Below are 14069 nucleotides of genomic sequence, written 5' to 3' on the forward strand. Positions count from 1 at the left end.
AATCATTGTTCTCCTTCCTTTAATCATGAAGCAGGTATATGCGAGACTCAGACAAAAAATTTTCCAAATTAATGAATAAAGCATCCCGCAAAGCTACCTCTCTTAAAGAAGAAGGGCTGGCGAGTATTGCTAAGCTGCAGAACCGTTACTTTTGTATTGGTATTACAGGCTTAAGTAAAAGTGGTAAATCGACGTTTATCACTAGCTTAATTAATCAATTGATGCACCATGAAAAAGCAAGCCTCGCTGGTTTTTCACCGGTATTAAGTGAACGTCTTCTTGGTGTTAAAATGCACCCGCTAGCGGATGCTGATATTCCGGTATTTCCGTATGATAAGAACTACCAAAGTCTAACGCAATCAGAAGCCAAATGGCCTGCATCAACCACTAATATTAGCGGTTGTTTACTTGAATTAAGACTATCGCGTTCGGGACGACGTTTAAATCCGTTAAAAGCAGAGCAGTTTTCTTTGTTTCTTGAAATTCGTGATTATCCGGGCGAGTGGCTACTCGATTTACCTTTACGTGAAATGAGCTTTGCACGTTGGAGCGAACAATGCCAAGCGCAGTATCAAGTATCACCACGACGGGCGTTGATAGGGGAGTTGTTCGACGAATTAACACAGCTAGACCCATTATCAGTCGTTGATGAAGACGTTCTAAAATCACTAAACGTTAAATTTGTACAGTTTCTTCATGACTGTAAATATAAACACAGCAGTTTGAGTTTGATCCAACCTGGGCGTTTCTTATTACCGGGTACGGTTGAGGATACAGAACTATTGAACTTCGTGCCTTTACTTGGCTGTCAGCAATATAGCGACGATGTGCTTAATGGTGCGGCTGACAACAGCTATTACAAGTATTGCCAGCGTAATTATCAAGGCTATGTGAAGCATTTGGTTGAACCATTTTACAAAACATTCTTTAGCCGTATTGACCGACAATTAGTGCTGGTGGATGTAGTTAATACCTTAAATTCAGGGCCTGAATATCTTGATGATATGCGCCAAGCATTAACTAGCATTACTGAGAGCTTTTCGTATGGACGTCAAAATCGATTAGTGCAATTATTTAAGCCTAAAATAGACAAGGTTGTGTTTGCCGCAACTAAAATCGATCAAGTGTTAAGTGAGGATCACGATGCGGTTCGTCAGCTATTGGGTGTCATTGTCAAACAAGCTTATAAAAGTGCGCAGCATGAAGGCGTACAACCAATTTGTGAAGCCACAGCGGCGGTTCGTTCTTCTAAAGAAATAAAGCATCAAGGCGATCGTGGTATAGCGGGACGTGGTGTGAATGGTGAACCGATTGGTTACATTCATCCAACCATACCAACGCGTATCCCCGAGAAAGAACAGTGGCAGCCATTTTTAGATTGGCAAATACCCTTGTTAAATCCACCACAAGGGCTGTCGTACAGTAATCAGGATGTATTACCACATATTCGAATTGATACTATTTTAAATGAATTAATAGGGGACAAATGCCTATGAGCAAGCAAGTGGATAGCAGTACAGCACGTAATCAGGGTAAAACCATCGATATGCAAGCAGAAGAGTCTGTGGTGACGGTGAGCCGTGAAGCAAAAATATTCATGCCCGATCTCGATAATGACTTAAGTAAAGTCCCCGCATCAATTACTGCTGAAGATGTGGTTGATGATACTTACCGTGGGTTAACGCTCGAAGCATTACCAATCAAAGGGTTAAAATCGTTTGTTATCGGTATTGCGAGTATCTTTGGTGTGATGTCGTTATGGCAAATCTATACCGTATTCCAAAGCGCCTTAGCCCTGCATTGGATCGCTGCTGCTGGTTTTTCAGGATTGATTATCATTGTTGCTATGTTGGCCTTACGTAGCATGTTTAGTTTTATGGCTGACAAAGAAAATATGGCTGCGTTAGCAGGGTTACAAGATAAGGCCGAGCAATTAAAAGTGACCAATGATGTTGGTCAAGCAAAGGGGTTTATCGCTAAGTTAACGCAGTTTTATAAAGGTAAACCACAAGCGTCACTGCTGGCTAAAAGCATTACAACCATGCCTGATTACAGCAGTGATAAAGAAGCCATAGTCCATCTTGAACAGGTGTTTTTAGCACCATTAGATAAAGAAGCACTACGCCGTGTATCTAAACACAGCTTACAAACCGGCGTGGTGGTGGCTGCGAGTCCTTGGGCGGCAGTTGATATGCTATTAGCATTATGGCGTAGTATGAAAATGATTGACGAAGTCGGGCAGGTATATGGCATGAGACCTTCATTGGCCAACCGTTACAAGTTATTAAAGAGCGTGATCCGTTACTTGGCATTAATTGGTGTGAGTGAACTTGCACTTGATGAAATGTTACAAGAATTTGGCACAACAAGTTTAGCGGGAATAACCGGTGCTCGCTTAAGTCAAGGCGTTGGTGCTGGGGTGTATACTGCACGTATTGGTTTGGCTGCGATGACAGCTTGTCGACCGATTAGTTTTTCAGCAGAGAATAAACCAAAAATGAAAGATTTTATAAAGCGTATAATACAACGTATGAATGGTTAAATTCGTGAATATAAATAGGTTTGTTCCCAGCCGAATACCAGTATTGTTTGGAATTAATAATCCACGCTTCGAGGATCTAAGGTCAGTTGAAGGTTTAAACATTCAACAAATTATGCAACAGATATAATAAGTGGCCGTTGTCGCTATATGCTTTAAATTAGAATAGGCCCCATGATAATTTCAATCTGAACAATAATCTGAATTAGATAATTATGAACAAAGCATACAAGGTTCGTATTGATAGGGTGCTTAAGTATATTGAGGCTCATTTGGCTAACAAAATATCCCTTGCTGAAGTAAGTCATTTTTCGGTATTCCACTTTCACCGTATTTTTATCGGTATTGTCGGTGAGACCGTTAATGATTATATAGCTAGGCGGAGGCTAGAAAAAGCTGTCAATTTGCTAATTTTTAAAACAGAACTATCCATTACTCAAATTGCTTTAGATAGTGGTTTTTCATCGAGCGCCAACTTTTCAAAAGCCGTTAGACTTCATTTTGGTTTTAGTCCGTCAGAAATTAGGAATCCAGATAAAGTCAAAGATAGCAAGATTGGAAAAATATCTAGCAAGTATGGAAAAGATTTTAATCCCTCAGATTTGTATCCTACTCGCATCACACATGAAGTGATGAATACAATTAACTTAAAGGATACAACTATGAACGTTGAAGTAAGAGAATTTGATAAAAGGCGAGTATGTACTTTAGCTTCAGCAGGAGGTTATGAAGCTGAAGCCATATATAAAGCTTGGGATAAGTTGATAGATTGGGCTGTCGGTAACGGAATAACACCTGAGGAGCAAAAACGATTTGCCTTTGCGTTTGATAACCCTACGGTTACCCCTGTAGATAAATGTCGTTATTCTACTTCTATTGTAATTGGCGATGATATTCAGGTTAACTCACCATTTACCTTATCTGAAATACCAAAGGGTAAGTATGCTGTACTTTATTATAAAGGTCATCCAGAGGAGGCAATTAAGGCCCAATTGAGTATCTATTCTGATTGGCTGCCTGCCTGATAGTGGATTTGAACCGGATGAGTTTCCCATGCTTGAGTATTATTTCAATGATGCAAGAGTTGATGGTTATATTGAAATGGAAATTCACGTTAAATTGAAAGATATATAATGGTACTTTTCTAACTCAAACACTTAACTACTAAAGTAAATGATCCATTTACTTTAGTCTATGAACGAGTTAGCTTGCTTAGCTAACTCGAAATTGCCCCTTTTAGTCTTAGGGTTAAAACTCACACATTATCCAGTAACAGCATTTTGACTGAATTTTTCTAATTCATAAATACTTGTTTGCGGTATTTTTTGGTCAATGCAATACCGAAGAGGAAGACCATACCATTCGTAAACTGATAGAATAGACTCTTGGATTCAAACAGGTAGTAAAAGTTGAAAATTTTAGTTACAGGATCAGCTGGTCGAGTAGGACGTGCAATTTATATAAAATTGATGAAGACTCACAAAGTCGTAGGAATAGATAAAACTCCTTGCTCTACAGTAGACTATGTTGGAGACATTCGTGATATTGGTTTGTTAACTGAGGCTGTAGAGGATGTGGATGTCATTGTTCATACTGCTGCATTGCATGCGCCGCATGTAGGCTTGGTATCTGAGCACGAATTCGAAGATATCAACATAAAAGCAACGGAGCAGCTAGCACTATTAGCAGTAAAAAAAGGGGTTAAACATTTTGTGTTTACGAGCACTACTGCCCTCTATGGTTTTTCTTCAACGCCTGATGACGTTGCAGGATGGGTCAATGAAACGGTTACTCCTATACCTAAAACGATTTACCACAAATCCAAGATACAAGCAGAACAGATTTTGGAAAATATCTCAAACTTGTTTAATTTACCTGTCACTGTACTTCAAATGTCTCGCTGCTTTCCTGAACCTGCAAATTTAATGGCTCTCTATCGTCTTACGCGTGGCATTGATGCTCGAGATGTAGCGAATGCTCATGCTTGTGCCATCGAAAAACGTCTTTCGGGGTTCAGACGTTATATTATTTCTGGAAAAACACCATTTAATAAGACATGTTGTGAGCAGCTTTATCTAAACGCTGATGATGTCGTAAAAGAGTATGCCGCGAAGCTTGCAAAAGACTTCGCAGATCGAACTTGGCATTTACCTAAAAGTCTCGACCGAGTTTATGACTCTAGTTTGGCGCAATTAGAATTAGGGTGGCAGCCGAAATATGGTTATGAGAGTGTATTAGATATGCTGGATAATGATTTCGCAGAAGTGCTTCCCGCAATTAGTATTAGCTAACAAAATTTAATATTTCAGGATACTTTTCCTAATCTAAGTTCACTGCGTTAGAGATATTAAATCTAACGCAGTCCTGTCCATCAATGGCTTAGGGTAATCGCCCTAAGCTGTGTGCATGCTAAGGTGAACTGACCCCTTAATAAGTTAACTTGATTATTTGTTTTTCAACATATTCCATAGAGTACATGACGGCACTGTTTTCCAGAAATAGGTCATAAGAAACTTGGAATATAATCTTGCTAACTTGCAACATGGACCTGAGTTATTTATCATCAAGATAACCGAATTAAGAGTGAAAAATCCATGACACAGAAAGTATCAACAGAAGTGCAAACTGAATCGACACGTATTGCTAACGGTATAAAAAAACCAGGTCAAAGCAGAGAACAGACTAAATTGATCGCGGCAGGTATTGAGAAGGGAATTGCTGAATACAAAAAACAGCATAAAGCCAAAGTTCGCCAGCTTGATAAGCAAAAAAAACAAAAAATAAGATCTAATACCGTGGCTGCAGCAAAAGACAATGAAGCAGAGATTGAAATTGAACAAACAAAATCAAGTTCAAGTCGATTACCTTGGGCATTATTAGCGTTAAGTTGGGCTGGTTTTGCAGGTTATCTTGTACAAAATGGTGTGCTTAGCATAGGTTAAACATTTCTTACTCGCCACACAAACAAATAGCAGCCACATAAATTAATATGAGGAACCGTTTATGAAAGTTATCATGTTTAGCGCCCGTAATTATGATATTCAATACTTTGAGCCATTAATATCAGATCCTATTAGTATTAATTTTTTTGATGCTCAGCTAAATCAACAAACCGCCACATTAGCCAGAGGATATGATGCTGTTTGTGCATTTGTTAATGATGATTTAAGTGCCCCTGTTTTAATTCAACTTAATGAAATGGGTATAAAGAGTATAGCAATGCGCTGTGCTGGCTTTAATAACATTGATTTAGATTGTGCTAAAGCACTTGGAATCACCATCGTGCGTGTCCCTGCTTATTCACCAGAGGCTGTTGCCGAACATGCCATCGCGTTATTAATGACACTCAATCGTCGTATTCACAAAGCGTATCAACGTACCCGTGATGCTAACTTTTCCTTAGACGGTTTAGTGGGATTCAATTTACACGGCAAAACTGTCGGCATTATAGGCACAGGTAAAATTGGTCTTGCTACCATGGCTATTTTTAAAGGTTTTGGTTGTAAAATTTTAGCGTCTGACCCTTATCCTTCAGAGCATGCAATTGCATTAGGTGCTGAATATGTCAACCTAGATACTCTGTTTACTCACAGTGATGTGATTAGTTTACATTGTCCATTAACCTCTGAAAATAAATATTTATTGAATGAAAATACGTTTGCGTTAATGAAAGATGGTGTGACGATTATTAATACCAGCCGTGGTGGTTTGTTAAATGCGAATGATGCAATCGAAGCTTTAAAATCAGGGCGAATTGGTGGGTTAGGTTTAGATGTCTATGAAGAAGAAGAACATTTATTCTTTAATGATCATTCCAGTGAAATCATTACCGATGATACTTTCCGTCGATTGTCTGCTTGTCACAATGTCATTTTTACTGGCCATCAAGCTTTTTTGACCAAAGAAGCATTAGTTAGTATTGCCGAAACTACTCTCAATAATTTAAACGATATTGGAGTAGGGAATGTTTGCGCTAATCAGGTGCTTACGTAGTCTAAAGTGAGAGCTTAACGAGCTGCTCTTCGACTCTACACGGGTATTCTAGGGGGGAACATCGTCAGTGATAAAATTGTGACAACTTCGTGACCCCCTCACTACATCCGTTGTTTATTCTGAGTGTGACAATTAAAAACGACACACAAAGGAGTATTCTATGTATTTAAAATTATCTTTATTAGCCATGCCGCTATTAACGCTTAGCACAGTAAGTCAAGCTGCAGTGGTCGACGTAAGCATAACTAATCTTACTCAAGGTATCTATTTTACACCCTTACTTGTTACGGCCCACACCAGTGATGCTCATCTATTTGAAGTAGGAAAAGCAGCTTCACCAGCACTACAAGCGATGGCCGAAGGCGGCGCCATTGCAGATTTAGTGGCCATTGCTGATGGTCTATCAGCAGTATCGGCTGCTAATCCAGCTGCTGGTTTACTTGCTCCATCGAGTTATACCATGGTGAGTGATTTAGACACTGGCAGCAATAACGTATTAACAATCGCCGCTATGATGCTACCCACTAATGATGGCTTTGTAGGCAAAGACAGCTGGGCTATTCCGAGTGAGACTGGCACCTATACTTTTTATATGAATGGTTATGATGCCGGAACCGAAGCTAACGACGAAATTGTCAATGGCGGTGGCGCTTCAGGTGTGCCTGGTATACCTGCAAACCCAGGGGCGAATGGCGGTACAGGTGGTAGCGGAGTGAGTAGCTCGTCGGCTAACAGTAATATTCATATACATCCAGGGAATGTAGGAGATAGTGATATAAGTGGTGGCGTGAGTGACCTCGATAGTCGGATCCACCGCTGGTTAAACCCAGTCGGCAAAGTTGTTGTTACCGTTAAATAAATCTGGGAGGATCTATGGCTATTTCAATGTTTAATAAATCAGTGTTTAGTAAAAAGTCCTTGGGTATCGCGCTACTGGCAACAGGGATTAGTGCATGTGGCAGTGATAACAATGCAACTGAAGCTGTGCTTGAGTATGAAGTAATTGTCTACAACGATACTGCAGAACAACCATTTTCGCCGATTTTGGTAGCGCTGCACAATTCAGATATTAGTTTATGGTCGGTCGGGTCTGACGCCAGTAGCGCCTTAGAGAATATGGCTGAAGGCGGGAGTAATACCGAGTTACTTGCCTTGTTTAAAGGCTATGATGTCGCTGTTTCAGGTTCAAGCGCTATTGCTCCTGGTAGCAATGAATTGCTCACTATCAGCGCCAATCAAAGTCATGCTACGCAGTTGTCATTTAGTAGCATGTTGGTTAATACGAATGATGCATTTTCGGGTCTAAATGCAGTCGATATTAGCAACTTAGAGGTCGGCGTTAGTATGACCTACAATTTGCCTGTCTATGATGCTGGTACCGAGGCTAATAGCGAAGCCGCGGGCAGTATTCCCGGACCTGCCGATGGTGGTGAGGGCTATAATGTGGTACGAGATGATGTTATGAATAAAGTGACGCGCCATCCTGGTCTTGTTACACAGGCCGATGATGCAGCTTCGGTATTATTACCCGAACATCGTATTTCAGGTAATGTAGGGCGCTTGGTGATAACGCGTATTAATTAGTTAAGTAAGATCTAATTTACCACCTGAAGCTCGTGTCTATGTTGCAAGTTAGCAAAATAAAGATCGCAATAATGGCGAAATAGATTATTTGTTGATCTGTATCAATGGCTGGTATTAGTCTATGCGTTTATAGTCAATGTGAACAGTATGTAAAGTGATTAAAAGGTGGTAAATATGGAATTATTACGGAACCCTAAATGTTACACGGACGTGTGTATTGATGGAACTTGGTATCATTACGATCACTGTGGCTCGAAAGTTTATTCTCTAAGTGGTGGCGCGGCTCCCGAGTTAGACCTTGCTCGTGAACCTGCGACAGAAACAGAGCTTATTAACCTTATCCACATAGCTGTTAATTAATTTTTATTTTGTAGTACATACAGTGTCATCACTCAGCGACATTCGTATTTTGGACCTTTAGATGTATTGAGCATTTAAAGGTCGTTTTTTATTCTTTACTCCACTTTACAATGACATCTCTTTGCGTTTTATAAACTTTGTCATATTATGTCACTCTATTTTTATTGGAGAAAACATATATATGAAACGCGTTATGCTATTCCTTGCAACCAACCTGGCCGTAATGGTGGTTTTTAGTATTGTATTAAACATTATCTATGCAACTACCGGTATTCAATCAGGTAGCCTTTCTGGGTTGTTGGTGATGGCGGTATTGTTTGGTTTCGGTGGTTCATTAATCTCATTAATGATGTCGAAGAAAATGGCGCTACGTTCAATTGGCGGCGAGATCATCACAGAGCCTCGTAACTCGAATGAACATTGGTTATTAGAAACCGTTACTCGACAAGCAAAACAAGCGGGTATTGGCACACCTGATGTTGCTATTTATGATGCTGCCGATATGAATGCATTTGCAACGGGTGCTAAACGCGATGACGCCTTAATTGCGGTATCAACGGGTCTATTAGCACAAATGACACGTGATGAAGCTGAAGCGGTTGTTGCCCACGAAATCAATCATGTTGCTAACGGTGACATGATCACAATGGCCTTGATGCAAGGTGTTGTGAATACGTTTGTTATCTTCTTATCACGTATTATTGCTAATGCAGTAAGTGGTTTCACATCGGATGATGAAGAAGGCGAGGGCGAAGGTGGTAGCTTTATGACTTACTTTATCGTATCAATGGTGTTAGAAATGTTATTTGGTTTCTTAGCAAGCTTTTTAACAATGTGGTTTAGCCGTCAACGTGAGTTTAAAGCTGACTCAGGCGCAGCAAAGCTAGTTGGTAAAGATAAAATGATAGCAGCACTAGAGCGTCTTAAAACAAGTCAAGAAACACAACTTGAAGGTTCGATGATGGCGTTTGGTATTACAGGTAAGAAGACGATGATGGAATTATTAATGAGTCATCCACCGCTTCAAAACCGTATTAACGCATTACGTAACCTTTAATTTACGGACGTATAAATAGTCATTTTTGATGACTAAGTTAGCCCCATTGATAGTCTTACTAAAAATAAGATTATACCTTTGGGGCTTTTTTGTTTTCTGTTAGATTACCAATTAAAGTATCTCTTTATGGTTATCTAAATGTTTTTATACGTTTAAAACGTGATAGACAAACGAATAATAAATATCAAAAAAGTGTATTTTATATGTTATGAATTAGTGGCTTATGAGGTTAAAGCTAATGACGAATATAACTGTAGATAAAGTACCTGTGGTTGACGGTAACGGTCGCCATTTGTTAATGATTAGATTAGTTAAACTATTAATTGCGTTTGGTATTCCGCTGTTTTTACTCTCTGTCCCTACCTCACAATTACCCTTTGATAACCTCAGTATTATTCAACATCGATTGTTAGCCATTTTTGTCCTTGCTGCCTTGTTGTGGATCCTCGAACCTGTGCCTGTCTTTGCCACATCTATTTTAATTATAACGCTTGAGTTAGTGATGCTCTCAGATCAAGGGCTTTACAGTTTTCGTTTTTTTTATGATGGGCTCGATCCCGCCACTAATATCGAAGGGCTGATGCATTATAACGATATTTTCGCTGCCTTTTCGTCACCGATTATCGTGTTGTTTTTAGGTGGTTTTTCACTTGCTATTGCAGCAAATAAATATGCTTTGGATACAAATCTAGCTAATGTATTATTAAAACCATTTGGCACTAAGCCCGCTATGATTATGCTTGGCTTGATGATGATCACTGCGTTGTTCTCTATGTTTATGTCAAACACCGCAACGACGGTGATGATGCTGTCTTTGTTAGGGCCAATTCTGATGTCTGTACCGAAAGAAGAAAAGGGTGTCAAAGCATTAGTATTAAGTGTGCCCATTGCTGCTAACCTTGGTGGTATTGCGACACCGATTGGTACGCCGCCCAATGCGATTGCCTTGCAGTATTTAGACAGTCTTTATAATGTCAGTTTTCTTGATTGGATGATGATTGGTTTACCCTTTGTTATCGTGTTAGTGGCTTTTGCATGGTGGTTATTACAAAAGCTGTTCCCTTTTAGCGGCGATAGCTTACATTTACAGCTTGGTGGTGACTTTCAATGCAGTTGGCAAGCCATCGTTGTTTATATCACCTTTTCATTAACGATTATCTTGTGGATGAGTACTAGTCTACACGGCATGAATACCTATGTTGTAGCGATTGTACCACTGGCGATATTTACGTTAACGGGCATCATAGGCAAAGATGAATTGAAGTTAATCAATTGGGATGTGTTATGGCTGGTTGCTGGTGGTATTGCGATTGGTATTGCATTAGATAAAACAGGGTTAGCGGGAGTGATGGCAAATTCGATTGATTACTCTGTGTTACCAGCCCTGTTAGTTATCTTGGTTATGTCTTTTGTGTGTTGGTTGATGGCAAACTTTATCTCAAATACAGCAACGGCGAATTTGTTAATGCCAATTGCTGCAGCGGTCGTGACATCGATGGATGATTTATCATTATTGGTGATGTTGGTTGTGGTGGCTTGTTCTGCTTCGTTAGGAATGATATTACCTGTTTCAACGCCACCTAATTCGTTGGCGTATGCAACTGGATTAGTAGCCAGCAGGGACATGGCAAGAGTGGGACTTATCATGGGTCTTGCTGGTTTAACTCTTGTTTATGCAGTGATTCTGTTTTTTGTTACTATTAATTAGGTTTAGCGATAATCAGCTAAATTGAATCTGCAGTTGTTTCGCCTAGTGATTGTTGATGTACGATATTGACGATGTTACGTTGATTATCGAGTTCATATACCCAATCACATTGGTTGGGTAGCGTGGCTAAGCACTGCTCGGTAATTCGCTGGAAATAAGCGGTGAAGTTACGCACCTCTGCACTTGTCATGAATGTTTCTTTTTGCTTATTGTCAGTATTTTCTTCAAGTGTCTGACGTTTGTTTTCCTGCTCTAATCGCCATGCTTGTACACTGTCAAAGCTTGGTGCTTTAAGCATTATCCAATGATCAATGCGTTGATATAACCCCTGATAGTTCTGTTTTAATTGTTGATTAACATAACTGCGCCAAATGCCGTACTTGTCTTTTATTGCTTCTAACTTGTTAATCGGGTAAATAAGATCTTTCATTAGTTGGGGTTGCACACCTAAACACCAACCTTCTAATATAATTACATCAATAGGGCGAGCAACAATTGGCCATTGTGATTGTGGGTAAGGGTTATCTGCAAACTTGTTAAATCTCGGTAATTTCACCGGTTTGCTTTCGGTTGCGCCTGCGCACAGTTTATCTAATGTCGTATTAGCAAGATTCATGTCGTGCGTGCCGGGAACACCGCGGGTACGCAATAAAGGATGAACTTGGTTAGCCAGTTCGTTGCGCTGATGTCGACTGTAATAAAAGTCATCAAGTGATAATACCGCGACGTTTAAGTCGAACTCTGTGCTTAGGCGAGTACCAAAATAATCAGCAAGCGTTGACTTACCTGAACCTTGACAGCCATTGATACCAACTAGGAAGGTTTTTTTTGCTTGTTTTTGGTGCGCTACGATACTCAATAGTGCACTCGAAAAATTTTCTGATGCATAGGTTAAATAGTCTGCATCCAACTGATGGCGCTGAATGAATTGGTCTAATACTAGCATTGTCTTCATAGATCACCACTTTCTTTAAATTCACTGAATTTATATCATCAATAATAACTACAACATTTAAACAGTTTTTAATAAATATTTAAATAACTAATTATTAACATTCAACAACTATGCCAGTCTTAGTACGAGTTATTTCTTGTTAATTGAGCTGGATCTAATAATTTGATGAACTATTGACGCGTTAGAGCTGTGTGTTCTTTTGCTATTACCGAGTTATAAAACCAAGGTATATCATTAAATAGTATAGCGAATAGCGGGTAAGATGAAGTAGGTCGATTAAGTGTTAGGAATAAGGTAAGCTGAAGCCTGTTAAATATTTGAAGTTGGTTATGTTAAGCTAAACATGTGGTTAATTTGCATAATCTTATATTGAGTAGGATAAAATAATGTCATCTTTGGATACGAATCGTTTACAACAAGATAAAAAACTAAACGACGATTCTCATGTTTGTGCAGCTAAACAGCTAAGGAACTTGGGTATCTCGGGTTTGATGACACTTGAAGCGATAGAATTCCAGACCCTTGAGCTTGATGCTGTTCTTGTTAGCTGTCAGCAATTGCAAGATAGTTACTCAGCGTTAATAACAGATTTACCATCAAGGTTACATATTTGTTTTCAGGGCTCTGCAAACAGCAGTGAACAGCTTTCTGCATTGGTGCAACTTATCGAAAGTGCGCCGCAAGCATTATGGTCGTTAAGGAATGATAGTTTTAATTGTTATGAAATGGATTTTCGTTTGGCTGAATTACAACAGCAGTTAACTATTTTAAAACCGTTAAATAAGAAACTCGCGCCGTTTGTGAATACGAATAAGTTAGGGACTGTGAGTACGCTGAGATATCTTCAATGCTGTTTGGATAATGCAGGGATGTTTCGTTGGTTTTCATCTAAATGGCGCCATGCTAAGCAACAAACATTAATTTTAGCCACTAATGAACAGCTAAAGCTTGATGATGTTAAGCTGTTATTTCCAGCCATGATCAAATACGTCAATGCGCAAGAACGCTTTGATGAGTTGTTTGATCAAGCTCCGATCTTAGCTGCTTCTCACCAAGGGTTGAATACTGATATCGCGCCGCTGTTAGCGGTGCGTGAATGGTATAAAGATGTTGAGTTTGTAATGGCGGAACATTTTGTGGATGAAGCTGGGATCTTAGAGGGTTTATCTATTATTGATAAACAGAAAGCAGATAAGCTAGTTGAAAATTATCATACAAATACAGCTTTGGTGATTAACAGCATTGAAAAGAAAATGAGTAAGCTAAGGTTAAGTTTCCCAGGTTACGAAGCTCTGCAACATGTTGATGCAGACTATGCTACTGCAGTCTCTGAATTAAAAACGATTATTATTAATCAGCTGAGTGCTTTAAACGATGTGGGTATTGATAGTCGTACTTGCCTATCGGATCTTTGAAAACGCAAGATTTAAATGCTGAATTCCAAGCGTTTAAATCAGTGTTGAAACCTTACTAAGCCGGTTGCAGATTAATTGGTTTAGTGGGTTTGCTGTATATGCCTAAAACCTATGCAGGCTAATGTTAGTTAGCTATTCTCGATGCACTTCAGATATAACAAACGCTGAATTTCAGATATAAAAAAACCTCGCTCATTGAGCAAGGCTTCATTATTTGGTGCGTCCTACAAGATTCGAACTTGTGACATCTAGCATGTCGAGCTAGCGCTCTACCAACTGAGCTAAGGACGCGTTGTTTGTACCATTAAAAAATGGTGCTCGCTACAAGACTTGAACTTGTGACATCTAGCATGTCGAGCTAGCGCTCTACCAACTGAGCTAAGCGAGCATAATTTGGTATGTCGTTAAGACGAGACAAATATTAGCCCGCATCCAAATTATCGGCAAGTCTTTTTTAA

13 protein-coding genes and 2 tRNA genes are annotated in these 14069 nt (G+C 39.5%); 12 read left to right on the forward strand and 3 right to left on the reverse strand.

Annotated elements, in window-relative coordinates:
- The first annotated feature begins 38 nt into the window (after positions 1 to 38).
- The 11 genes from BT797_RS18590 (at position 39) to BT797_RS18640 (ending at position 11241) form a co-directional block, all read left to right on the forward strand.
- Entirely contained in the window at positions 39 to 1496 is a 1458-nt protein-coding gene (locus BT797_RS18590) for a YcjX family GTP-binding protein (protein ID WP_244534236.1), read from the forward strand.
- Positions 1493 to 2542 carry a TIGR01620 family protein gene (locus BT797_RS18595; RefSeq protein WP_244534238.1) on the forward strand — a complete coding sequence of 350 codons (1050 nt, stop codon included), beginning with the start codon at positions 1493 to 1495 and terminating at the stop codon, positions 2540 to 2542. The genes BT797_RS18590 and BT797_RS18595 overlap by 4 nt, the downstream gene beginning before the upstream one ends.
- Before the next feature lie 212 nt (positions 2543 to 2754).
- The gene (locus BT797_RS18600; RefSeq protein WP_244534240.1) at positions 2755 to 3564 is read left to right on the forward strand and encodes an AraC family transcriptional regulator; all 810 of its coding nucleotides are present in this window, start codon (positions 2755 to 2757) and stop codon (positions 3562 to 3564) included.
- 384 nt (positions 3565 to 3948) lie between these two features.
- Positions 3949 to 4830, forward strand: a complete 882-nt coding sequence (locus tag BT797_RS18605; RefSeq protein WP_045110581.1) for an NAD-dependent epimerase/dehydratase family protein — start codon at positions 3949 to 3951, stop codon at positions 4828 to 4830.
- A 303-nt stretch (positions 4831 to 5133) separates the two neighbouring features.
- Positions 5134 to 5481, forward strand: coding sequence for a DUF2956 domain-containing protein (locus tag BT797_RS18610; protein ID WP_045110580.1), 348 nt, complete (start codon positions 5134 to 5136; stop codon positions 5479 to 5481).
- Positions 5482 to 5542: 61 nt separating this feature from the next.
- A complete protein-coding gene (locus BT797_RS18615) occupies positions 5543 to 6532 on the forward strand; it encodes a 2-hydroxyacid dehydrogenase (protein WP_045110579.1) in 990 nt (329 codons plus the stop codon).
- A 160-nt stretch (positions 6533 to 6692) separates the two neighbouring features.
- Positions 6693 to 7391 (forward strand): spondin domain-containing protein, encoded by a 699-nt coding sequence (locus BT797_RS18620; protein ID WP_045110578.1) that lies wholly within the window; start codon positions 6693 to 6695, stop codon positions 7389 to 7391.
- Positions 7392 to 7405: 14 nt separating this feature from the next.
- Positions 7406 to 8116 carry a spondin domain-containing protein gene (locus BT797_RS18625; RefSeq protein ID WP_052678322.1) on the forward strand — a complete coding sequence of 237 codons (711 nt, stop codon included), beginning with the start codon at positions 7406 to 7408 and terminating at the stop codon, positions 8114 to 8116.
- Positions 8117 to 8290: 174 nt separating this feature from the next.
- The gene (locus BT797_RS18630) at positions 8291 to 8476 is read left to right on the forward strand and encodes a hypothetical protein (protein ID WP_045110577.1); all 186 of its coding nucleotides are present in this window, start codon (positions 8291 to 8293) and stop codon (positions 8474 to 8476) included.
- Positions 8477 to 8657: 181 nt separating this feature from the next.
- Complete coding sequence (htpX, locus tag BT797_RS18635; RefSeq protein ID WP_045110576.1) at positions 8658 to 9533, forward strand: protease HtpX; 876 nt, start codon at positions 8658 to 8660, stop codon at positions 9531 to 9533.
- 238 nt (positions 9534 to 9771) lie between these two features.
- Positions 9772 to 11241 (forward strand): SLC13 family permease, encoded by a 1470-nt coding sequence (locus BT797_RS18640; RefSeq protein ID WP_082293735.1) that lies wholly within the window; start codon positions 9772 to 9774, stop codon positions 11239 to 11241.
- A gap of 16 nt (positions 11242 to 11257) precedes the next feature.
- On the opposite strand, the gene BT797_RS18645 is transcribed toward BT797_RS18640, so the two are convergent.
- A complete protein-coding gene (locus BT797_RS18645) occupies positions 11258 to 12196 on the reverse strand; it encodes a hypothetical protein (RefSeq protein WP_075473135.1) in 939 nt (312 codons plus the stop codon).
- A 386-nt stretch (positions 12197 to 12582) separates the two neighbouring features.
- Between BT797_RS18645 and BT797_RS18650 the strand changes: the two genes are divergently transcribed.
- Complete coding sequence (locus BT797_RS18650) at positions 12583 to 13611, forward strand: hypothetical protein (RefSeq protein WP_045110574.1); 1029 nt, start codon at positions 12583 to 12585, stop codon at positions 13609 to 13611.
- A gap of 215 nt (positions 13612 to 13826) precedes the next feature.
- Here BT797_RS18650 and BT797_RS18655 read toward each other — a convergent pair.
- Both BT797_RS18655 and BT797_RS18660 read right to left on the reverse strand, forming a co-directional pair.
- A tRNA-Val gene (locus tag BT797_RS18655) sits at positions 13827 to 13902 on the reverse strand.
- A 21-nt stretch (positions 13903 to 13923) separates the two neighbouring features.
- Positions 13924 to 13999: transfer RNA gene (locus tag BT797_RS18660), tRNA-Val, on the reverse strand.
- Positions 14000 to 14069: the final 70 nt, after the last annotated feature.

The sequence above is a fragment of the Moritella viscosa genome (assembly GCF_900120065.1).
GTDB lineage: Bacteria > Pseudomonadota > Gammaproteobacteria > Enterobacterales > Moritellaceae > Moritella > Moritella viscosa.

What these genes read in the sequence shown, in the direction of transcription:
- BT797_RS18590 (WP_244534236.1), top strand. Translation starts at nt 39, where the DNA reads ATGCGAGACTCAGACAAAAAATTTTCCAAATTAATGAATAAAGCATCC.
- BT797_RS18595 (WP_244534238.1), top strand. Translation starts at nt 1,493, where the DNA reads ATGAGCAAGCAAGTGGATAGCAGTACAGCACGTAATCAGGGTAAAACC.
- BT797_RS18600 (WP_244534240.1), top strand. Translation starts at nt 2,755, where the DNA reads ATGAACAAAGCATACAAGGTTCGTATTGATAGGGTGCTTAAGTATATT.
- BT797_RS18610 (WP_045110580.1), top strand. Translation starts at nt 5,134, where the DNA reads ATGACACAGAAAGTATCAACAGAAGTGCAAACTGAATCGACACGTATT.
- BT797_RS18615 (WP_045110579.1), top strand. Translation starts at nt 5,543, where the DNA reads ATGAAAGTTATCATGTTTAGCGCCCGTAATTATGATATTCAATACTTT.
- BT797_RS18620 (WP_045110578.1), top strand. Translation starts at nt 6,693, where the DNA reads ATGTATTTAAAATTATCTTTATTAGCCATGCCGCTATTAACGCTTAGC.
- BT797_RS18625 (WP_052678322.1), top strand. Translation starts at nt 7,406, where the DNA reads ATGGCTATTTCAATGTTTAATAAATCAGTGTTTAGTAAAAAGTCCTTG.
- BT797_RS18630 (WP_045110577.1), top strand. Translation starts at nt 8,291, where the DNA reads ATGGAATTATTACGGAACCCTAAATGTTACACGGACGTGTGTATTGAT.
- htpX (WP_045110576.1), top strand. Translation starts at nt 8,658, where the DNA reads ATGAAACGCGTTATGCTATTCCTTGCAACCAACCTGGCCGTAATGGTG.
- BT797_RS18640 (WP_082293735.1), top strand. Translation starts at nt 9,772, where the DNA reads ATGACGAATATAACTGTAGATAAAGTACCTGTGGTTGACGGTAACGGT.
- BT797_RS18645 (WP_075473135.1), bottom strand. Translation starts at nt 12,196, where the DNA reads ATGAAGACAATGCTAGTATTAGACCAATTCATTCAGCGCCATCAGTTG.
- BT797_RS18650 (WP_045110574.1), top strand. Translation starts at nt 12,583, where the DNA reads ATGTCATCTTTGGATACGAATCGTTTACAACAAGATAAAAAACTAAAC.